This is a genomic window from Candidatus Glassbacteria bacterium (assembly GCA_019456185.1).
GTDB lineage: Bacteria > Gemmatimonadota > Glassbacteria > GWA2-58-10 > GWA2-58-10 > JAJRTS01.
Map to the genome: position 1 here is coordinate 52,310 of VRUH01000012.1, position 22,176 is coordinate 74,485.

At 57.2% G+C, this 22,176-nt stretch carries 17 protein-coding genes and 1 tRNA gene; 3 read left to right on the forward strand and 15 right to left on the reverse strand.

Features of this window, described 5'->3' with window-relative positions; translation table 11 throughout:
* Positions 1–3 precede the first annotated feature (3 nt).
* From FVQ81_06615 to FVQ81_06630, 4 genes are all read right to left on the reverse strand, one after another.
* Positions 4–1,545, reverse strand: coding sequence for an amino acid ABC transporter substrate-binding protein (locus tag FVQ81_06615; protein ID MBW7996230.1), 1,542 nt, complete (start codon positions 1,543–1,545; stop codon positions 4–6).
* 20 nt (positions 1,546–1,565) lie between these two features.
* The gene (locus FVQ81_06620; GenBank protein ID MBW7996231.1) at positions 1,566–2,297 is read right to left on the reverse strand and encodes a class I SAM-dependent methyltransferase; all 732 of its coding nucleotides are present in this window, start codon (positions 2,295–2,297) and stop codon (positions 1,566–1,568) included.
* Between the two features lie 198 nt (positions 2,298–2,495).
* Positions 2,496–4,898, reverse strand: a complete 2,403-nt coding sequence (locus FVQ81_06625) for a 30S ribosomal protein S1 (protein ID MBW7996232.1) — start codon at positions 4,896–4,898, stop codon at positions 2,496–2,498.
* A 139-nt stretch (positions 4,899–5,037) separates the two neighbouring features.
* A complete protein-coding gene (locus FVQ81_06630) occupies positions 5,038–5,703 on the reverse strand; it encodes a 1-acyl-sn-glycerol-3-phosphate acyltransferase (protein ID MBW7996233.1) in 666 nt (221 codons plus the stop codon).
* Positions 5,704–5,834: 131 nt separating this feature from the next.
* Here FVQ81_06630 and lnt point away from each other — a divergent pair, with 131 nt between their 5' ends.
* The gene (gene lnt, locus FVQ81_06635) at positions 5,835–7,355 is read left to right on the forward strand and encodes an apolipoprotein N-acyltransferase (GenBank protein MBW7996234.1); all 1,521 of its coding nucleotides are present in this window, start codon (positions 5,835–5,837) and stop codon (positions 7,353–7,355) included.
* Positions 7,356–7,579: 224 nt separating this feature from the next.
* Positions 7,580–8,596, forward strand: coding sequence for a hypothetical protein (locus FVQ81_06640; protein MBW7996235.1), 1,017 nt, complete (start codon positions 7,580–7,582; stop codon positions 8,594–8,596).
* 114 nt (positions 8,597–8,710) lie between these two features.
* Here FVQ81_06640 and FVQ81_06645 read toward each other — a convergent pair whose 3' ends face one another.
* The 9 genes from FVQ81_06645 to FVQ81_06685 all read right to left on the reverse strand — a co-directional run bounded on the left by FVQ81_06645 (position 8,711) and on the right by FVQ81_06685 (position 19,339).
* The gene (locus FVQ81_06645) at positions 8,711–9,148 is read right to left on the reverse strand and encodes a transcriptional repressor (GenBank protein ID MBW7996236.1); all 438 of its coding nucleotides are present in this window, start codon (positions 9,146–9,148) and stop codon (positions 8,711–8,713) included.
* A gap of 42 nt (positions 9,149–9,190) precedes the next feature.
* Positions 9,191–9,976, reverse strand: coding sequence for an orotidine-5'-phosphate decarboxylase (gene pyrF, locus FVQ81_06650; protein MBW7996237.1), 786 nt, complete (start codon positions 9,974–9,976; stop codon positions 9,191–9,193).
* Positions 9,977–10,157: 181 nt separating this feature from the next.
* The gene (locus FVQ81_06655; GenBank protein MBW7996238.1) at positions 10,158–12,395 is read right to left on the reverse strand and encodes an ATP-dependent RecD-like DNA helicase; all 2,238 of its coding nucleotides are present in this window, start codon (positions 12,393–12,395) and stop codon (positions 10,158–10,160) included.
* A gap of 113 nt (positions 12,396–12,508) precedes the next feature.
* Complete coding sequence (locus FVQ81_06660; protein ID MBW7996239.1) at positions 12,509–12,907, reverse strand: cyclic nucleotide-binding domain-containing protein; 399 nt, start codon at positions 12,905–12,907, stop codon at positions 12,509–12,511.
* Between the two features lie 270 nt (positions 12,908–13,177).
* Complete coding sequence (locus FVQ81_06665; protein MBW7996240.1) at positions 13,178–15,190, reverse strand: tetratricopeptide repeat protein; 2,013 nt, start codon at positions 15,188–15,190, stop codon at positions 13,178–13,180.
* A gap of 230 nt (positions 15,191–15,420) precedes the next feature.
* Positions 15,421–16,470 (reverse strand): Gfo/Idh/MocA family oxidoreductase, encoded by a 1,050-nt coding sequence (locus FVQ81_06670; protein ID MBW7996241.1) that lies wholly within the window; start codon positions 16,468–16,470, stop codon positions 15,421–15,423.
* An 86-nt stretch (positions 16,471–16,556) separates the two neighbouring features.
* Positions 16,557–17,834: a glycosyltransferase family 4 protein gene (locus FVQ81_06675; GenBank protein ID MBW7996242.1), complete on the reverse strand. Its 1,278-nt coding sequence runs from the start codon at positions 17,832–17,834 to the stop codon at positions 16,557–16,559.
* Between the two features lie 54 nt (positions 17,835–17,888).
* Positions 17,889–18,992, reverse strand: coding sequence for a DegT/DnrJ/EryC1/StrS family aminotransferase (locus FVQ81_06680; protein MBW7996243.1), 1,104 nt, complete (start codon positions 18,990–18,992; stop codon positions 17,889–17,891).
* 271 nt (positions 18,993–19,263) lie between these two features.
* Positions 19,264–19,339, reverse strand: a tRNA-Ala gene (locus FVQ81_06685).
* Positions 19,340–19,513: 174 nt separating this feature from the next.
* Between FVQ81_06685 and FVQ81_06690 the strand changes: the two genes are divergently transcribed.
* A complete protein-coding gene (locus FVQ81_06690; protein MBW7996244.1) occupies positions 19,514–19,984 on the forward strand; it encodes a nucleoside deaminase in 471 nt (156 codons plus the stop codon).
* 71 nt (positions 19,985–20,055) lie between these two features.
* Here the strand turns inward: FVQ81_06690 and FVQ81_06695 are convergent, their stop codons facing one another.
* On the reverse strand, positions 20,056–21,306 hold the full coding sequence (locus tag FVQ81_06695; GenBank protein MBW7996245.1) for an acetylxylan esterase: 1,251 nt from the start codon (positions 21,304–21,306) through the stop codon (positions 20,056–20,058).
* A 288-nt stretch (positions 21,307–21,594) separates the two neighbouring features.
* Positions 21,595–22,173 (reverse strand): hypothetical protein, encoded by a 579-nt coding sequence (locus FVQ81_06700; GenBank protein MBW7996246.1) that lies wholly within the window; start codon positions 22,171–22,173, stop codon positions 21,595–21,597.
* Positions 22,174–22,176: the final 3 nt, after the last annotated feature.

Below are 22,176 nucleotides of genomic sequence, written 5' to 3' on the forward strand. Positions count from 1 at the left end.
GGTTCAGTATGGGGTAACAGACGGTGATCCGTTGCCGGGATTTTGGTCCGGGCCGGTAACCGGCGGTTCACTGTCCTCCGGCTGCGCCTGGGCGGGAACGATACTCCCCGAGACAAGCCTCAGCACGAAGTAGTTCCTGTTGACCCGGCCGTCCGCGCCGACAGTGTAGATACCGGTCGCACCGCTGTACTCAAGGCCGGAGCGGAGCCTGATGGCCAGCGCCTCCCGGCTGGCCGGGACTCTTTGAAGCGAGTTGAGCACGATCCCGACAGCATCGTAGCCATAGGCGGAGAACCTGTTGACCGGGCGACGGAAGGTTTCCTCGTATTCGGTTTTGAACTGGTGCCAGCGCAGACGGTCGCTGTCCTGGAAGAACGGAGAGCTGAACAGTCCGCCATCCACATATTCCCCGCCCATCCGGATCACGCGCTCGCTGTCCCAGTACTCTCCCCCGATAAGCTGAACTCCGCCCATGCCGTAATAATAAACCTGGCTGGCGAGCTGGGTTATCATGTCGCTCTTGGCAGTCAGGTAAATCGCATCGGGAAGGTAGCGCTGGATCAGAGTCATCTGGTTCTCGAAATTGCTTGATTCCACGGGATATCTCAGGTCGGCCACCACAGTTGCCCCGGCCTCTTTCACTTTGTCGATAAATCCGTCGGCCAGCAGTTTTCCCCGCTCATCGTCTTCGGCAACCACCGCGAAAGTATGCAGCTTCATCATTTTCACCGAGGCGTCGGCGACAGCGGCTGAAAGCTGCGGGTCTGTTCGGTTGAGCACGTGAATCGCGTTGCCGATCCCATCAAGCCCCGGCGCATCGGCGGTGGGGCAAATCAGCGGGATATTCTGCACCGCCGAAACCAGCGCCAGCGAGAGCGAGGCCTCGTTGCCGTGGCTGCCGATCAGGGCGGCCACGGTACTGTCTGTCGCCAGCTCGCGTCCAAGTGACGCCGCCCGTACAGGTTCGCCCCTGTCGTCACGCACGGCCAGTTCGATCCGGCCGCCAGGTGCGGCATTGCGGTTGAATTCATCGGCGGCCAGCCGGACACCCTCGAGTATCGCCTCGCCGAACTCGTAGAACCGTCCGCTCAGCGGCAGGATCACGCCGATCCGGTAAGCGACCTCCGGTCCCAGGTCGTGTTCCCCGGGTGCTTTCCGGTCCGGCCCATCGATAAGATAGCGCAGCTCGGCAAGCTGATTTTCCGGGATAAGGTGAGCGACAGGCTCCAGGAACGCTTCAAGGCCGGCAGGGTCGGTTGCCAGGGCCAGCCTGGCCCTGATCCCGTAGTAGGCCGCCAGGAAATTCAACTGGCTGTCGGAGGGAGCGATCCGGGTCAGCAGGGAGTCGATCAGGACTGCCGCACGCTGATAACCGCCATCGCCATAGGCGTCCACGGCCCTCATCAGCGCCGCGTTCCGGCCGGCAGAGGGGACCGCAGCCACCGGACTTGCAGCCCGCCTGGCAGCGGGGCCGCAGGCTAACAATCCCAGCAGCAGGATTACTGCGGAAAAATTCAGTTTTGCGGGATTCTCAAAAAAAATCATCGTCGATTTCAGTTTGAGTTTCAGACCCTGACAGCCACCGCCAGCAGCGAGCGTCCAAACGGAAAGCCCGGCCTGGGGATAAAGAATTTTTCCAACGAGAATACTGACCGCAGAATCCCGTTCAACACTGGATTGAACCGCGGGTAACAGTTCTCCTCGCTGACATTTTTTCTGAACCTGTCCACCAGCACATCCAGCGCGTTAAGCGGGAACAACAGGGAATTGAAATGAGTGGTCAGTTCCAGGCTGAACCCTGCGCCCGCCAGCACGCGTCCCAGGGAACGGGCCGAGTAGCGGCGGTAATGACCGAATACCGTGTCCCGCCGGGTCCACTGCCACATCCCGGCCGGGACGGTGACAACCAGCTTGCCGCCGGGCGCCAGAATACGAAAGAGCTCATCGGCAAAGGCGCGGTGATCATCGATATGCTCCATCACATCGAGACAGAGAGCGATATCGCATGCCTCGGCAGCCAGCGGAAGAGCCGTGCAGTCGGCGCTGGCCAGATTTTTTATTCCGCGTTCGGCGGTAAAGTGCAGCGCGTCGAGAGAGTAATCGACACTGATCACATCACCGAAATCGGCCGCCAGTCTGCTGGTCGCACCGGGCCCGCACCCGATATTGGCGATCAGGGAGCCGGGTTCGATCAGGCCCTCAAACAGCCTGCGCAGAATATCGAGCCTGGCCGCGTAGAACCAGTATGTGGTTTCAAGCCCGGCGAAATCCGCCATCAACTCTTTACTGTCCTTCATCCACTCTCCGCACTGCCGTCGCTGACTCCGCGGACTTCCCCGCCGTCGGCTCCCTCAGGAGACTTATAATAGTAAATCCGCCGTGCGATGGCAATCATCTTTTCCTGTCCGAGAGGTAGAGAAAAGGGGTGCGCGTAGCGTTACGCGCACCCCTCAGATCGAGCGGATTCGAACGGCAATCTATCGATTGTCGCTGAATTAATTCTCTTTAGCCTCTTCCTCCACCTGTTCGTCCTGTCCGGACTCTACCGTTACCTCGTCACTCTCGTCTTCGCTTTCATCCTGCTCGTTTTCAGCCTCGGCCACCTGCTCTTGATCCTTACCGGGATCGCTTTCGTCATCCGTCCCGGCAGCCTCGGCCACCTGCTCTTGATCCTTACCGGGATCGCTCTCGTCATCCGTCCCGGCAGCCTCGGCCACCTGCTCTTGATCCTTACCCTGATCGCTTTCGTCATCCGCCCCGGCAGCCTCGGCCACCTGCTCTTGATCCTTACCCTGATCGCTCTCGTCATCCGCCCCGGCAGCCTCTTCTTCCTGCTCGCCGCTGTCCTGTCCGGGCAGTTCCTCTTCGGCCCCGTCACCACCGTCCTGATCCCCGGCGGCCTTCTCTTCGCGGACATCTTCAGCGGCTTCATCGGCCTGGTCATCGCCGCCGTCGCCGTCCTCATCGGCCACGGCCTGTTCGGCGGCATCCAACTCCGCCTGCTCGGCTTCTTTCTTCTCTTTGAGTTCCTTCATCTTGTCCTTGGCGTACTTCTTGGCCTGGGCCATGTCCTTGACCGTCAGGACAATCCGGTGGTTGTCCGGATCGACCTCGATCACCTTCAGTTCCAGATCGTCGCCGACCTTGTATACCTCGGCCGGGTTGTTTACAGCGCCGCGCACACCGAGCTGGCTGATCGGCACGAAACCCTCGACATCCTCACCCAGGTCCACGACCACGCCCTTTTCCAGCAGACGGACAATCTGGCACTCGACCTCGGCACCGACCGGGAATTTTTCCGGCAGGTTGTCCCACGGGTTCTCCTGGAGCTGCTTGATTCCCAGGCTGATCCGCTTATTGTCGACATCCATGTTGAGCACGACCACCTGGACCTTGTCACCCTTCTTGACCACTTCGCTGGGGTGATGGATCCGCTTGGTCCACGACATATCGCTGATATGCACCAGCCCGTCGATACCCTCCTCGATCTCGACGAACGCACCGTAGCTGGTCAGGTTGCGCACCCGGCCCTCGATCATGGTGCCGACCGGATATTTGTTGCTGATCGTGTCCCACGGGTCCTGCTCGAGTTGCTTGATCCCGAGAGAGATTTTCTCTTCATCGGGATTGATATTCAGCACCATCGTTTCGACCGTATCGCCGATCGCCACTACCTTTGAGGGGTGACGGATATGGCGAGTCCAGCTCATTTCGCTGATATGCACCAAGCCCTCGATACCCTTTTCCAGTTCGACAAAAGCGCCGTAGTTGGTGATCGAGACCACCTTGCCGCGCACTTTTGAACCGACCAGGTACTTCTCCTCGGCGTTCTCCCACGGGTACGGGGTTAGCTGCTTGTGTCCCAGGCTGATCCGGCCGCTCTTGAAATCGAGGTCCAAGATCTTGATCTGAATTTTTTCGCCCAGGGCGACCAGCTCGCTGGGATGGGACACGCGGCCCCATGACATGTCGGTGATATGCAGCAGGCCGTCCACGCCGCCGAGATCGATAAACGCGCCGAAATCGGTGATATTCTTGACCTGTCCCTCGCGGGTCTGGTTTACTTCCAGTTCCTGGAGCAGTTTCTCTTTCTTCTTCTCGCGCTCGCCTTCCAGGATAACACGGCGGCTGATGACGATATTGCGACGGCGCTTGTTGATCTTGATGATCTTGAACTTGAAGCTCTGGCCGATCAGCTCGTCCATGTTGGGGATGCGTCGCAGGGCGATCTGGCTGCCAGGCAGGAACGCATCGACACCCAGCAGGTCCACGACCACGCCACCCTTGATCCGGCGGGAGATCGTACCCTCGATAAGGTCGTCGCTCTCGTGAGCCTTGCGGATATGGTCCCAGACACGCAGAAAATCCGCTTTCTTCTTCGACAGGACAACTACGCCGTCCTCGTCCTCAAGGCTTTCGAGGAAGACTTCCACCTCGTCGCCGACACTTATTTCTTCCTGATTCTTGAACTCGTCTTTGGAGATAGAGCCCTCGCTTTTGAAGCCGATATCGAGTACTACATTGGACTCGTTGATCCGCAGCACCTTGCCCTTGATCAACTCGCCTTCCTCGATACTGGTCAGCGTGGACTCGTACATGGCCATCATCTGATCGTACTCTTCCTTGCCGTACTCGACTCCCTCGTCCTGCAGTGCCCAGTATTCCTCGTCGTCGTAATCGGGCTCTGCCGCTTTCGGCTCCTCGCTGGCCACGGCCACGGCGGCGGTGTCTTCCTCGGCGGCGGTCTCTTCAACTGCCGCCTCTACCTGAGCTGGCTCCTGCTGTTCTGTTTCGGTGTTTTCGGCTGCGGCGTCGGCCGCCTGAGTCTGCTCAGCGGACTGATCCTGCGCCTGCTCGTCCTGCTGAGATTGAGGGTTCTTGTTTTCCTGTTCAGTCATGGATTATTCCGGACCTCGTTAAAAAGTATAGAGTTGGAAACATTCGCCCCTTGTTGCCGGGCGATAGAGAAAGGATTTAATCATAAGGAGTAACTATCGGTTTGTCAATACTTTCTGAGAGGGAGCAGCGGAAAATACTCTATCGTTGCGGATTGCCGGAAACGAACTCCTCGGGATAGTGGCTGCGGGCGAGCTCGGCGATCCTATCCATCACAAGTTCGGCTATCTGCAACTGTCCGCGCGGCCCTTCCTCGAAAGCCGCGTAGTCCTCCGGGCCAATCGGCTCGCCGTAGTAAACCCTCATCGGACGGCGGCGCAGGAAGGCATCCTTGAGACGGCCGGTGCCGACCATGAACGTGGGGATGATTGTCGCCTGGGTTTCCTGGGCCAGCATCCCCACCCCGAATTTCGGCTTGCCCAGCTCGGCGCCCTCGGCGCGGCGGGTACCTTGGGGAAACATGATCAGCACGCCGTCCTCTTTCAGGATTCGTTTCAGGTTTTCCATCGCTTTCCAGTCCATCCCGCCCCGCCGTACGGGCACCGAGTGGAAGTACCGGATCAGGCCGCCGTAGAACGGGTTGGCGAACAGCTCTGTCTTGGCCATGAAATAGATCGGCCTGGACACGGCGGCTCCCACCGTGGGCGGGTCGAAATAGCTGCAATGGTTTGAAGCGATTATCAGCGGCCCAGCGGACGGAATATTCCCGCGCCCCTCGTACCTGTAGCCGAAAGCCAGGCGAAAAACAACTCGCACCAGCCACTTGCTGAAACTGTAGATAATATTATTAAGCTTTTTGCCTGGCATTTTCCCGGCCTCCCGGATAGATTCCGCCAGAGGAACGGGGCCCGCCCCGCCTCGCGAAAGACAACCGATCGACGAGCGTATAAAATACCTGCAAACAGGCCATTTGGCAACCGGCGGTATGGTTTACCGGCATGAGCGGAAAAAACAGAGAAAACGTCCTGATGTTCCTTGCCCCCCTGTGCGGCGGATTGCTCCTGCTGTTCAGTTTTCCCCCCCTCGAGTTGTACGTCACACCCTTTATCGCACTGGTTCCCCTGCTGTATCTCATCGACCGGGCGCGGACACACAGGCGGGCCGCGGCGGGCACCATGCTGTTCGGGATGGTTTTTATGCTGGGACTGCTGTACTGGATGACCCTGTACACAAAAGCGGGCTATATCCTGAGCGTGCTGATCATGAGCAGTGTGATGACACTCGTTTCAATCAGCGTCCGCAGCCTGAGAGACAGGCTGGGAATCCCGTTCACAGTCGGGTTTCCGCTGGTCTGGACCGCGGTCAGCTACCTTCACGCCCACGGCGATGTCGCTTTTCCCTGGGGCCAGCTCTCCTACACCCTGACCTACACCCCGGTCTGGCTGCAGATCGCCTCGGTGACCGGTCCCTACGGTGTCACCATGTGGCTGGCGGGAATAAACGCGGTTGTTTACAGCATTGTCGCCGGCAGTGCGGATCGAAAGAAAATGATTGGTGCGCTTGCTATCCTGCTGGCCGTTCCGCTGGCTTTCGGGCTGGCGCGCTACGGGATGCAGGCTTCAGCCGAAAGCGAGGCCGGCGAACTACGGGTGGCGTTTATCCAGCCCAGCATCCCCCAGGAGATCAAGTGGGCGCCGGAGATGCGCGACAGCACGTTTTTGATCCTGCGCAACCTGAGCCTGGAGCAGAAAAGCGAATCCCCCCAATTGATTGTCTGGCCCGAGGCGGCCACGCCGGCCCACCTGAGGATCGAGCTCAAGTACCAGCAGTTCGTGAGCGACGTGGCCCGGCAGCTCGACGCCTACCTCATCACCGGCTCCCCCGAATACCGCTACGACTCGCTGGCTCAGAAATACCGCTCCTACAACTCCGCGTTCAGCTTTTCTCCCGGCGGACGCTTTCTGCAGGGCTACGACAAAATCCATCTGGTTCCGATCAGCGAGCGGTTTCCCTACGAGGACGTGTTCACGTTCCTGCAGGAAATCGACGTTGGCGGGTCGCATTTTGTGCCGGGCGAGAATTTTACTGTGTTCGAGATGGAGCGGGAACAGGAGCGGTTCGGGGTGCTGATCTGTTTCGAGTCGATCTTCCCGGAGCTGTCGCGGCGGTTCGTGGCCGAGGGCGCCACGTTTCTGGTCAATGTCACCAACGACGCCTGGTTCGAGCGCACTACGGCCGCCTACCAGCACAGCTCGTTCCTGGTGCTGAGGGCTATCGAGCAGGGGCGGGATATCGTGCGCTCGGCCAACACGGGGGTCAGCGCGTTCTACGACCGGCTGGGGCGACGGCGCGGGGCCACGAAACTGTTCGAGCGCACGGCGGCTGTGGACACGATCCATACCTACACCAACCACACGCTCTACTACCATCTCGGCGACTGGCCGGCGCATATCGCCTGGGTGGGGACATTGCTGCTGCTTGCTATCTCCTGGAGCCGCGGCAAAAAAAGAAAAGAATGATAAACATGGACGGGATTTACTGTAATTCAGTTTAGTTGCGTTTGCTCTCCGACACCATCTCTTGAAATCCTCCGCTGTCAGCCCGTCATCAGTATATCACTGTTAAACCAGGAAATTTATGAATCTATTCCTAATACGAGTGCATTTGACAGATTGAGAATAGTTTCTTAAATTTAAATTCAACCAGCGCCATTGTCGAGCACAGTTTGCCGGGAGAATCTCCAATGACGGAAATCAATGCAACGGAAGTAAATGAAAATGGGGACAGTCCGGAAAATGCATACCCCAAAACAGGACTAGTCATTGTTGGAATTCTGCAGGTTTTATTGGGCGGTCTCGCTGTGCTTGTTGCGCCGATGATGATAATCGGCATGGTTGTGGAAAAAGCTCATCCTGAGGCCTCCGGGCCGACGCCGAGTGCTGTGATGATGATACCCGGAATAATTATCTATTTGGGAATCGGCACCTGGCTTATCTGGATGGGAATCGGTTCGATCAAAGCCCGGCGGTGGGCAAGATCCCTGATCCTTGTTTCTTCATGGCTCGGGCTTATTACAGGATTGGGTGGATTAATCTACATGTCTTTGATGGTGCCCGACATGTCAAGCGAAATGGCAAAAGGCAAGGAAATTACTCCGGCAATGGCTGCCGTCATGAAGTGGGCAATGATTGGATTCATGGCCTCGGTCGGCGTAATTATACCGGGTGTACTGATTCTTTTCTATTCAAGAAAAAAGGTGAAGGACACATTTGAGCACAGAGACCCCCGGATTATCTGGACAGACAAATGCCCGCTACCCATTCTATTTCTAAGCGGTTTGTGCGTAGTCGGGGCGCTATCAATGCTTAACCTCGGTTTCAACAATTGGATAATGCCTTTCTTCGGCACCATTTTAACCGGCATGGCGGGTGCGACGGTAGGAATGGTGACCATGTTGCTGCTTGGCTACGCAGCCTGGGGAATATATAAACTCAACATCAAAGCGTGGTGGCTAGCTGCCTGGATCACCATTGCCGGTGCGCTTTCGATGGCAATAACGTTTTCGCAGGTTAGCCTGCTGGAGTTTTTTGACAAGACGGGTTTGCCTGAACAGCAGCTGGAAATGCTAAAACAGGCAATTACTAAAAATGAGGTGGCTATCGAGATATTATTTGTTGTACAATTGATAGTATATTTCAGTTTTCTACTCTATATGAAAAGATATTTTAACGCGCAAAGCAGCCGGGAACTGCACACTTAAGCTAAGACTTTCCGCTCAGCCATTCCCATGAAAAGGAGATAACGAAAAGACCGCCGGAGAAGGATGTAGACTCCGGCGGCCGACGTGTCGCATCTTACGATTTTTCCGCAGCAATCAGGCGCGGCGGCGGCAGGCCTTGCAGCGGCCGTAGATATCCAGCTTGTGGTTGGCAATTTCGAAATTGTGCTCCTTGGCCACCCGTAGCTGGAGGTCCTCGATAGTGTTGTTCTTGAATTCCTCCACCCGGCCGCAACTGGTGCAGATCAGGTGATCGTGGTGCTGATCCAGGCGCACGGCCTCGAATCGTTTGAAGCGTTTGCCGAAACGGTGCTGAACCACCAGATCGCTCTTGATCAGCACGTCGAGAGTACGGTAGATCGAGGCAATCGAGGCCGAGATTTTTTTCTGCCGCAGCAGGTTCTGGATATCCTCGACACTGAGGTGGCCCGGAGTGTTGAAAATGATTTCCGCGATTCGTTTGCGCTGCCGGGTAACCAGGTACCCGTTCTCGCGCAGGAATCTTATGAATTGATCAGTAAGGTCTTCCGGCATTTCTCCTCCAGAGGTATTTGTTAAGCGGTTGATCCTGTTCGTTTATCTGACGCCAATCATATATTTCAGTTCAAGCGCGGACCGGCGTACGTCTTCAGCCCAGCCCTCCCCCTCGCCCGCGTAGATCACTCCGCGGCTTGAGTTGACCACCACGCCCGGCCCGTCTCCCTCGACTTCCGCTGCTGCTACAGATTCAATCGCCCCTCCCTGCGCACCGATGCCGGGCAGCAGGAACGGGAGGTTCCCGGCGAGGCTTCTCACCTCTCCGACCGTCTCCGGATGGGTGGCTCCCACAACCAGCCCGAGCCGCCCCGCCCCATCGTCCCATTCCACCGCCTTGCGGGCAACGCGGGCATAAAGCTGATCTCCGTCAGGATACAACTGGAAATCGCGGCTGCCCTCGTTGCTGGTCAGGCAGAGCAGGAATATTCCCTTGCCCTCGCAGGCCATGAACGGCTCAACCGCATCGAAGCCCATGTAGGGATTCAGAGTCACCGCATCCGCGTTCATATCCTCGAACACCGCGGCCGCATAACGGGCCGCCGTGTTACCGATATCTCCCCGCTTGACATCGAGGATCACCGGGACGCGTCCAGCGATATATTCTATCGTTTTCCTGAGCGCAACGGTTCCCTGTTCGCCCAGCGCTTCGTAGAAAGCCGCATTGGGTTTGTAGGCGCAGACAAGATCAAGCGTGGCGTCGATAACATCGCGGTTGAACTCGTAAACGAGATCGTTCCGGTCTTTGAGTTTCCCGGGGAACTTTCGCGGATCGGCATCCAGTCCAACACACAGGCGGCTGGCGTTCTTTTCCTGGAGTTTTGCGATTCGCGACCAGCAGTGTCCCACTAAACTTCCCCTCCCGGATACTCACAACCAGAGTCAGGTGAATTTGAAGGCCAGCCCGCGATACCAGTCGCCGACAACCCGATTGAGAACAAGAAATACAATCATTGCTTCGGATACCAATACATATCTACACAGATTGAGAATAATTGTCAACACTATTTTACATTTTTTTCAATCTCGCCGCCAGACGGGTATGGCGCAGCTGGACACGCGTATTTGATACAGCTCTTTTTACAGCCGAAGGATCACCGATCAATACCACCAGGTTTTTGCCCCTGGAGATCGCCGTGTAGAGCAAGTTGCGCTGCAGCATCACCCGGTGCTCCGGCAGAAGGATAATCAGCACCGCCGGGTATTCGCTGCCCTGGCTCTTATGGACCGTTACGGCGTATTCCATATTGAGGTCGTCGAGTTCCATCCCCTCGTATGCCACCAGTCGGCCGTCGTAATCCACCAGCACGGTCTGGCTTTCACTCTCGGCGGAGACTATCCGGCCCACGTCGCCGTTGAACACGTCCTTCTCGTAGTCGTTGCGCACCTGCATCACCCTGTCGCCGACTCTGAACCCGCCGCCGGTAAAAGTGATTTTGGCGCCGGCTGGATTGAGCTCCGCCTGGAGCGCCCGGTTGAGCTCACGGGTGCCGCACTCGCCGCGGTTCATCGGGGTAATCACCTGCAGTTGGCTGGCGGGATCGATCCCGAACCTGGCGGCCAGGCGCTCGCCGGCCAATTTGACCAGCATCTCACGGGCTTTCAGCGGATCGCGCTGGTTAACGATGAAGAAATCGTTCTCGCCGGGAGACAATCCGCTGTCCGACTCCTGATCCTCCAGCGGCGGTGCGCCCTCGGGCATCTGCCCCTGGCGGACACGGTGGGCGTTCTGCACGATCCGGCTCCTGCCCGCCTGCCTGAATATTTCCTCGAGCCTGAAGGTGGGTATCTTCCCGCTGCCGATCAGGTCGGCCAGGACGCGGCCGGGTCCTATCGACGGCAACTGGTCGGAATCGCCCATCAGCACCAGTACCGCGCCATCAGGCAAGGCTTCCAGCAGGCTGGCCATCAGCTTGATATCCACCATCGATACTTCGTCGATCACAAACAGATCGCCCTTAAGTCTGCGCTGCTGGTTATGCAGGAAAGAGCCCTCGCTGAAACTCCAGCCCAGCATGCGGTGAATGGTGGAGGCCGCGCTGCCGGTGGCTTCGCTCATTCTCTTGGCCGCACGGCCGGTGGGAGCGGCCAGGACGGCAGTGATCCCCAACTGATCGGCCAGTGCAACCAGCGCGGCCACCAGGGTGGTCTTGCCGGTGCCGGGACCGCCGGTAATAATGCAGACGCGCTCGCCGAAGGCCCCGTCGATTGCCCGGCGCTGATTGGCGCTCAACTTCAGTCTGCGCGATCGCTCGAATTTCGCGATCGTATCCAAGCCTGAACAACCTGACGGATGGCTGTTATCCAGATCCAGCCCGGTCTGCTCCATCAATCGTTTCAGGTTGTCGGCGACAGTTATTTCCGCCCAGTGACACTCGGAGGTATAGACATGAGTCCCGTCATCGCCGTTTTCCAGCTCCAGCCGTCCCAGATCGGCGAGCCTGTTCAGCACCTCCTCCAGCATGCCGGCATCGACTTCAAGGAGCTCCGACGCCCTGCGAAGAAAGAGTTTCAAGGGCAGGCTGGTGTGGCCCCGGTCCGCGGCCAGTTCGCCGGTGTAGACCAGGCCGCTTTCGAGCCGCGCGGGGTTGTCCGGGGCAAAGCCGAGGCTGCGGGCTATCCGGTCGGCGGTGGCGAACCCTATCCCGCGCACCTCGCGGGCCAGAGCGTAGGGGTCGCGGCTGACCGCTTCCACGCCGCGATCCCTGTACCGTCGGAAGATCCTCGCGGCGAGCGCCCCGCCGATCCCATGGCCCTGCAGGAAGATCATCAACCGACGGATTTCCCGCTGCTCGCCCCAGGCCTCCTTGATCCGGGCGACTTTCTTTTTGCCCAGGCCCGGTACGGTTTTCAGCAGCTCGGTGCGGTTTTCGATCACTTCCAGGGTCTCCCGCCCGAACGCCGCAACAATCCGCTCGGCGATAACCGGACCGATACCCTTGATCAGTCCGCTGCCCAGGTAGCGCTCGATTCCCTGCTCCGTGTCCGGATTGACGAACTCGAAAGAATCGACCTGGAACTGCCTGCCGAAACGGGGGTGCTGCTTCCACTCACCGCACAGCCGGAGCGTCTCTCCCTCGTTCACTCCCGAGAGGTGCCCTACAATCGTTACCGGCGCACTATCGGCTTCGCTGTGCAGGCGAGCGATAGTATAGCCGTTCTCCTCGTTGCGGAACGTGATCGTTTCCAGGTAGCCGCTGATAGTATCGGACAATTCAGCTTCGCCGGATAAAGGGCTGTGAGTCACTGACTGGTATCAAGCAAATATAACTGCTTAGCCCGCTCAGGCCACCGCAAATAAAAAAGCCACGGGATTTCCCGCGGCGCATAAAATGAATCGTTTGTCCGTGCAGGCAGGTTTTACTCTGCCCTGGATTGTTTCCCGGGTATTTCTCCGTGCAGCATGGCCAGTTTCTCGGTGGTGTCCCTGAGTTTTTTCACCAGGTGCAGCAGCAGGTTTTTCATCCCGGGGGTCATCTTGCCCAGGTAGCGGTCGAAATCCTCACGGTCGGTGATTGCTACAGTAGTGTCCTCGGCAGCCCGTACTGTGGCGCTGTGAATACTGTGCTCGGGATCCAGCAGGCTCATCTCGCCGAAAAAATCGCCGGGACCCAGTTGCGCCACGAGCACCTGTTCTTTCTGCTTTCCGTGCTTGAACACATCGACCTTGCCCTGACAGATAACGTACAGGGAACTGGCGAAATGGCCCTCGCTGATAATGGTCTCTCCGCTGTGGAAAACTTTTTCGACAGCACTCATGCAGCGCGCTCTCCCCCCGCACGGGTTTTAATATTGGTTACCATCCTGCACATACGGCCAAATCGATAATAATTATAATTTTTCAATTTTGCAATGAGGATGAGAATTTTTTCAACGGCAAAAAAACCTGCGGGATTTCCCGCAGTTTTGCACTTAAGTTTTTTTCAGCCATCGCATCGGCCCCTGGATAGCGATTACCCGCCAGGTGGCTTGGCGGGACACCGACCTGTCAGAGACTTGGTCCTCCTCCGCGTTGCGTAACAGCCATACCTATCTCTCCGGGAGGTTCATTCGCTGCAGCAGATCTTTGAAGCGTGGATCGTCCCATAGAGGCTCGAACTGCGGAAGCACCCTGACCCAGGGGATCGCGAAGTAAGGCGGCTCATAAGCCAGCCAGCGGAATGCCTCATCTTTTTCCCCCAGGGCTGTGTACAATATGGCCAGGCCCCAAGCTCTCCCTGGTGTGGCTTCCTTTTCTTCCAATTCAGCCAGTATCTTCCGCGCCTCATCCTGCCTGCCGGCCAGCGCATAGGTACGCCCAAGATCCCCCGAAATGCCGACCTTTTGGTATGCCGCGATGGCCTCCTCATACATACCCGCGTCCGCTAAAACATCTCCCAAGACGCGCAACGCAGTCCTGTGATCGGGATTCAATTCGAGCACCTTCTGGATTTCTGCTATCGCCTTCTCATAATCGCCGCCTATCCTGTACAGCCCTCCCAGCCAGATCGTGTGATGGGGCGTTAGCGGATCCAGCTCCTGGGCCCGTTTATGTTCTACGATGGCTTCATCCAGGCGCCCGAACAGAGCGAGATACCAAGCATAGTGGTAGTGATTCATGGCCAGATTGGAATTTAGTTCATCGGCACGCAGGAAAGCCTGCTCCGCGCCCTCCCAGTCCCATTCGTAGTAGGCCTTGACTTCAGCTAAAGCGGAGTGTCCCTCGGCCAGCGTTTCATCCAGCCTTAATGCCGTTAGTGCTGCTGCCCGGGCCCTTGGCCAGACATCCGGTGTAGCCGCATTGCTATGACCGATAGTGACGTAACCGAGTGCCAGCCCCGCATACGCCAAGGGATCCGCCGGGTCATTTTCAATTGCCTGGTTGAAATAGGCAAGGCCTTTTTTGGTTTCAAACTTGTTCAAGTAGAACATCCCCTTAAGGTAAGCCTCGTAGGTCTCGGGATTGACCTGGCGGGCGCTGTCCAACCGGGCCTCCTGTTCCGGGGTCAGCGCGGCTTTGATCTCGCCTGCGACGGCCCGGACCACATCACTGTGCAGGGCCAGCACATTTTCCAGCTTGCGATCAAATACCTCCGCCCATAGATGCCGGTCAGCGGCCGCTTCGATGAGCTGGACGTTGACGCGCACGTCATCTCCGGCGCGTAGCACGGAACCCTCTATCAGGGCGTGCGCCTGCAGCTCGCTTGCGATCTCCCGGAGCGGTTTGTCCGACCCTTTGTATCTCATGACTGACTGCCGGGAAATGACGGTCATCCCCCCTATCTTGGCCAGCTCGGTGAGTAGTGCATCATGGATACCGTCAACAAAGTATTCCTGGTCCGGGTCGTTCATCAGGTTAGCAAAGGGCAGCACGGCGAGGCGGGTGATCTGCCCTGGCCTGATGGAGGGCACTCGCTGGCTCGTCCACCACCAGACTCCTCCCGCCGCGATGAGCAGAACAAGCATCCCCGCCAGGACCAAGCGGGCACTCGATGGCTTGCGGAGAGCCAGGCGCGTCCGCCGCAGGAACCCGGCTTTCTTCTCCCAGGGCAGGACGAGGCGGTAGACCGTCACCGGCTTCTTGATGCCCTTCAGCTCCTTTTCGCCCAGCAGTTCCAGGGGCAGATCAAGCTTGTTTTCGATCTGGCGAGCAACATCTTCCGACACGCAGATACCACCCGGCTGGGCCAGGGGCTCGATCCGCGAGGCGATATTGACACCGTCACCCAGGATGTCCCCTTCCTTGATCACCACGTCTCCCACGTGCAGACCGATGCGGACTTGTATACACCGCTCAGGCGCTACCACGGAAGTGTGGGCCTTCATGGTCTTCTGGATGTCAATGGCGCAGCGGGCCGCCTCCACCGCGCTGGCAAACTCCACCAGGAAGGCGTCGCCGATGGTCTTGATCTCGGTGCCGTTGTACTGGGCAAAATGGGGCCGGAGCAGCTGCCGGTGTTCCTCCAACAGCTCCAGGGCCAGGGCTTCATCCCGCTGGGACAGGGCGCTGTACCCTACCAGGTCGGTGAACATGATCGCTGATAATTTGCGCTGCTCTGTCATTTGAACCAGCTCATCAGACAAGAACTGTGGAGCAAGGGGTGACTTACTTCAAAAGGAGAAATTCGTGCCTGTTATCTTTCGATGCATGAGATGCCCAATCGATGTGCCGTGCTGTAGATCTGTGTGCACTACTCCCAAACTATAATAGAGGTTTACTGGAAGTTTGTCAAATTAGAAGTCTGCGAGGAGAATCCGGGTTAAAAAGGCTAAATATCTAAGGAGCAGATAACTTAGCGCCCCAGTCTGCATTGGTGGGCCTGAAACCTGAGCATCACTTCCCGCCCGGTTTCCACCGACTCGTAGATCGCGTTAATCAACTCCAGCGACTTACGGCCCTCGAGTCCATGCACCAGGCCGCTAGTGTTGGATTTGATGGAATGGACCACATTTTCCAGAAACAGTTTGTGGCCGAAACCGTAAACATCCGGAGGGTTCTGGTTATATTTCGTTCTGATCAAGTCATCCTGCTCATCCTCGTCAGCGAAATTCCAGGTCCTGATTTCATTTACCGCAAACCCGCCGATTTCGACAGAGCCGTTTTCGCCGAGGATCGAAATCGAGCCCTCGAGGTCCCTGGGCCTGGTTGCGGAGGTGGCCTCGATAATCCCCAGCGCTCCGCTGGCGAAACGCAGGACAGCCACACCGGTGTCCTCAACCTCGATATCTACCAGGCGGGTGGTGGTTTTGGCGAACACGCTTTCCACTTTTCCCATGCACCATTCCAGCAGGTCAATATGGTGACTGGCCTGATTGGTCAACACTCCGCCATCCATCGCCCAGGTGCCGCGCCAGGGGTCCATGTCGTAATATTCCTGCCGGCGGCACCACCTTACGCGGACAGTGCCGAGTACGAGTTTCCCGAACCGGCCGGCGTCGAGCGCTTTTTTCAATTGCTGGACTGCGAGATTGTACCGGTTCTGCTTGACCACGAACAGTTTCTTGCCGGCCCGGTCGCAGGCCTCGATCATGCTGTCGGCCTGCTCCAGGGTCAGGGCCATCGGTTTTTCAACCACGATATGGCAGCCATAGCCCACGATATCCAGGACGTGCTTGGCGTGCAGACCGCTGGGAGTCAGAACATGGACCAGGTCCGGTTTTTCCCGGTCCAGCATCCGGTGGTAATCCGTATAGAAAGGGATCTCAAGAGGTTCCGCGCATTCCCGCGCGCGCTGCTCGATAATGTCGCAGACAGCGCAAAGCCGGGTATCCTCGATGGCTTCTAAGACGGCGACATGCTTCCTGCTGATCCGGCCGCAACCGATCAGGGCGACTTTCAGCATAGATTTTTTATCCTCGTCCAGTTCGTGAAACCTGAATGATCTAAATTCGTATCACGATTCATGCCAGACTCCAGTTGTCCTGTTCGTTATTTTTGGGTCAGCTCGCTGTAAATCTCCGCGTAGCGTAGGGTAAAGCGCTCGAGGGAAAAATTTTCGCGAGCTGTCGCCACACAGTTTTCGCGCATCCGGGCTTCATCGCGGCGAAGGCTGTCGCCCAGCTCCTGAATCGACAAACCGGCATCCAGTTCCGCGCCGATCCGGTACTTTTTCAGGATGGCCGCGATCGCTTTGTTGCGCGGGTGTGTAAGCACAGGCAACCCGACCGCGAGGTACTCGGCGAATTTGATTGGTAAAAATGTTTCGCCGGTCAAAAAATCAGCAATAACCAGCAGCGACCAGTCGGCGGCATTGAGATAAGCCGGCACCTCGGCTGCAGAGGCCTCCATCGCCTGCCAGCTTGCGCCCCGCTCCAAACCCGAAGCTGTTAATTCACGGGCAAGCGGTTCGACTCTTTTTTCGTCGGAACTGGTCAGAATCAGGAAGAAGCTGTCCCTGCCGAAACTAGCGAAGAACAATTTTACGCACTCGGCCATTCTGCCGGAGGGGTACCTCCCTCCCAGAGTTCCTGAGTACAGAAGTACTATTCTGTTTTCAAGCCCCAGTTCCCGCCTTTTGGCGTTGCGCAGGTCGCTGTCAGGGTGGAAAACCCCCGAATCGACGAAATTCGGAATCGTCTCCACCCGAACCTGACCGTGCTGTGCCCGGATCAAATCAGACATCGCCGGAGCGACTGCAATAACCCGGTCAGCGCGATTCAACATCCATCTTTCCACTCGCTTCCAGAACTTGAACGCAGAATCTTCCTTCTTCCAGATATTGTTGACTATCCCCTGTTCCGGCAGCAGGGAACGTACATCGAAAATCACTTTCACCCTGTTGACCGACAACCTGGAAGCAAGCAGCGCAACAAAAGTGGCGTAATAGTATCTGCAATGGACTATCTTCGCCCGCCTGACGAGAATCTGGTACCAGACAACCGGCAGGGTCAGCAAGCTGAAACAGAACAGGCCCGGCATCTTCATCGAGAAGAAGGCCGACGGGAACATGGTCCTCGACACGACCAGTTTGATTCCCGCACCTGCCAACTCCTCCCGCAGCTCGGCAAGTTCCCTGCGGTACACTTTGAAATTCGAATAAAGCCCGCGCCTGGTCAGCTCGATCCATGGCAGCAGAACCAGCAGCGTCAGCTCCAGGTGTTCACCCTTCCTGCGCTTAAGCCCGACCAGCAGCTTTTTAACCTGGTTTTCGAATATCGCGTTATTGAATACTTTTTCCAGGGCGATAAGGTAAATTACTCTGTTCAAAGACAATCGGCCCGTGGTGAAAGGTGGCAAGCGGCAAGTATTACACACACAGTCTTAGGTTGAGATGAATTCCTTGACAGCACGGCAAGTTTCCGCCACTTCCTCTTCGGTTATTTCGGCGCACAAGGGCAATGAAACCATCCGGTCCGCCGACTGCTCAGCCACGGGGAAATCCCCCCGGGAGTACCCTAGGGCCGAGAAAGCTTTCTGCAGATGCAGCGGGACCGGGTAATGGATAATCGCCTGGATTCCCTGTCCGGCGAGAAAATCTATCAACTCATCGCGGGCAGGGGACTCGACAACGAACACGTAAAAGACATGCCTCGAACCCGGCTGTTCGGCCGGCAGCTTTAATCCACTCCCTTCAAGCAATTCCCGGTACAGAGCGGCCCTTTTGCGGCGGGTTTCAGTCCATTTTTCCAGATGAGGCAGCTTGGCCCCCAGGACCGCGCCCGTGAAAGCATCCATCCTGTAATTGAATCCCACAAGCTCATGGCTGTATTTTTTGCTGGTTCCGTGGTTGCGCAACATCGCCATTTTTTCATGGAGACCCTTGTCATTTGTCACCACGCAGCCGGCGTCGCCCAACGCTCCCAGATTTTTACCGGGATAAAAACTGAACGCAGCCGCCTGCCCGAACGAACCCGCCCGCTTTCCATTAAGTTCCGCCCCATGGGCCTGGGCCGCGTCTTCGATTACGAGTAAATCATTTGACTCCGCAATCCGCTGAATGTCTTCCAGCGGAGCCATCGCGCCGTGGAGATGAACCGGGACCACGGCTCTGGTTTTCGAGGTTACCGCGCGCTCCAGCAGGGACGGTTCCATGAGATACGAATCCGGATCCACGTCCACGAACACCGGTTTCGCGCCGCAGTGGATGATTGCCTCCGCGGTGGCCGCGAACGTGTTAGGCACCGTGATCACTTCATCGCCCGGCCCGATACCGCAGGCATGCAAAGCCAGGTGCAGAGCGGTTGTCCCGTTCGAGGTGCCCAGACAGTGATTGACTCCCTGGTAAGAGGCGAACGCCTGCTCGAACTCGGCCACCTCCCTGCCGAGAATAAACCCGCTGCTTGCGATAATCCGCTCAAAAGCTGACAGGTATTCCTGTTTCAGTCTTTGATTCTGGCGGGAGAGATTCATGAATGGGATTTTCATCCGGCACCACGTCCTGCATGGTTATCGAGATTTTCCGGTACATCCTGGCGGTGAAAGCCGGCCGGCCGCTGCATTTTTTGGCACCGCGGGGCGCACGAGCGACCTCGGATCAGGAATGGCTTCAATTTAGATTCTCCGCCGATACATTGCAATGCTGATAGATTTCAGGGTTGGGTGAGACAGCTGGTGGCAGGCCGAAGCCGAGCAGCGGTCGGTATAAAACAGCAAAGCCCGTGTCTCCCGGAACCAAGGAAAACACGGGCTTCAGTAATGGTGGAGCAGATCGGGATCGAACCGACGACCTCAGCCTTGCGAAGGCTGCGCTCTCCCAACTGAGCTACTGCCCCGTCGAGCGCTGGATAAGTGCCGGGAAGATAGCTGATTCACATCCGGTTGTAAAGGCTTTCCTCGCCCGGAGTTCAGCGCCCGGCGTCCTGGCAGATTCTACTTGAGAATGGAGTCGGCGACCGGTATTTTGCGGCATTAACCCGTACCATTTCCCCTGCAAGGTTAAGGATACGATGACGAGAGTCGAGGTGGAATTCGACAGGCGGATGATGGAACTGGCGCTGGAGCAGGCCAGGTTGGCCGGCGTGCACGGGGAAATCCCGGTCGGCGCGGTTGTGACCCGTGACAATCAGGTTATCGGCAAAGGCTACAACCTCACCCGCAGAATGCAGGACGTGACCCTGCACGCGGAGATCGCCGCGATGCGCCAGGCCGCATACCGGCTGGGGCACTGGTATATGAACGACTGCTCAGTCTACGTCACGGTTGAACCGTGCACCCAGTGCGCCGGCTCGCTGCTGCTGGCCAGAATGGGCCGTCTGGTCTACGGAGCGGCCGAACCGAAATTCGGCGCCTGCGGCAGCGTGAATAACCTGGTCGAGGATTCGAGGCTGAATCACCAGGTCCTGGTTGTGCGGGGCGTTCTCGAAACTGAATGCTCCGAGCTGATGAAAACGTTCTTCAACGACCTCCGTGCGCCCTGACTTTTGCACCGAACCCCGATGTTTTCTCGTTTTTCGCCGCTTGCAGACTTCTTACCTGCATCGTCTCCCGATCACCTCACGGGCAAATACGCATCGGCCCAGTCCAGGTAGCGATCCCAATCATAACCGGTTACATCGTGACGGCCGGAGCGGATATGGTAGCCCAGCCTGCCGGTAACCGGCTGGTTGACCGCCGGCATCCGCTGGACAGCGATACCCTCGCCGGTAAGCAGCCGGTAAACCGGTGCTGCGTGTTTCAACGCCAGGAACTCCCCGCGCGGGTCCGCCCAGCGGTCTTCCTCTGCGCTGGCGACATAGACCGGCCGCGGTGCGATCAGCGCCAGCAGCATGTGCTGGTCCACCGGCAGTTGGGCCTCCCTGCCGTTGTATTGCTTGAAATTGTCGCAGAACCAATGCGGGAACGAGGTGTTGATCACCTCGACAGTTTCACCGAACGCCCGTCGTGACAACGCCGCGCCGCCGCATCCCGAGTTGTTGGAGATCACCATCGCGAACCGTTCGTCCCGCGCGCCCGCCCACAGCGAGGTCTTGCCCAGCCGGGAATGTCCCAGCACCACCACCCTCTCCCCGTCGACCGCTCCATCTGTTTCGAGAAAGTCCAGAATCCGGCTCAATCCCCAGGCCCATGCGCCGATACTGCCCCATGCGTCCGCCGGACGCTCCTGTTCTGAGAACAGGGCGTGAACGCCGTTGTTGAACCCGTCGTCGTAGTCCGGGTCGATATCGCCGTAGTAGGCGGTGGCGAGTGCGTAGCCCCGTTTGAGGACCGTCTCGATCTCCCAGCGGGAGGACGACGTCCCCCGGGAATCTTCTGTCGCGCGGTTGTCCGCATCGCCGTTGCCGCGCGGCCTCATCCAGTTGGCGTTAAGGATAATCTCCGGGTCGGTGCCGACAGTATGGTTGCCCCGGAAATTCAGGCCGAGGAACGCCGGCACAGGCCCGCGCCTGTTTTTCGGGATATAGAGCAGGACTCCGATCACCAGCTCTTTTCCGTCCCGGCGCAGGGTGATTTCCACCTGTCTCCGTTCGGCAGTTCCCTGGTATGCCTCGCCGCTTTCCACTGTCCGGCAGCCGGCCTCACCGGTGCGGGCCGGAGCGATCCCGTAAACCTGCTCCCGGAACAGCTTCAAGATCTCCGGACGGCGCTGTTCCGTCCAGCCGGCCTCATCGGTAACTTTAGTTCCGTCAAGAGATACCAGCGGATCGGGCAGAGTGTACTCCGGCACTTTGGCTTCATCGTAGTTGGTCTCGCGCTCCTGGGCAAACAGGATGACAGGGCCTGTAAACGCTGACAGCAGCAGCGACACAGATACTGTAACGAGAAGATTTTTCATCAGGTTTCCTCCTGGCTGGTAAGAGATACTTTCATCTATTCGCGGGAGTTATAATATGGTAGCACCGAACAGATCGCAATTCAAGGCAGGAATCAGGCGGCAAAACAAAAACGCCGCACTTCCCAGCATCGAGAAATACGGCGCTCGTTTATGGTACCCCTGACTGGAATCGAACCATAATAATTCAAGCTAAAAGCCAGCACGACCCCTGCAAGATTTTCCACCGAGCAATAAAAAGCCGGGGATTTGGTAAAATTATACAAACGGATTCGGTCGTCCGGGCCAGTTTATATATTGGCGACCCCTTTCAGTTACCTCCATCATATCCCCTTTTATTGAAATAAGTCCTGATCTTTCCAGGGCATTCAGCACAGCCTTTCTTTCGTCTAAATTCTGTATTGTAGGCCCCCACCCTGCATGGTATTGTTTCATAGAAACGGGCTCAGTATAAACTACCAGCCAAGTAAGAACCAATTGTGTTGTATGAACCAGAAAAAGATTTAAATATCTAAATTCCCAATAAATCGCATGTGTTCGTAATTGTTCAATTACCCCCACAAGTCTTTCTTGCTCATCAGGCTTCAGGGTCATTTTCCCAGAATCAGCCTGGGGAGGCTCTGGCTTATCTTCCGGTCTATTTTTCTCAGCCTCCAGCAATTCTCTTTGCGTCTCGAATTCCAACTCGCTGCCTACGGCCTTTGCTTTTTTTATTCGTACCAACAAGCACTTGAGTTCATTCCTAAAAATAAATATAAATAATAAGACTATTGCACCGATCACCATTTGCGGAGACAGGAACAGTTTTAAATATTCAAGTAGGAGCTCATAACTCATGCC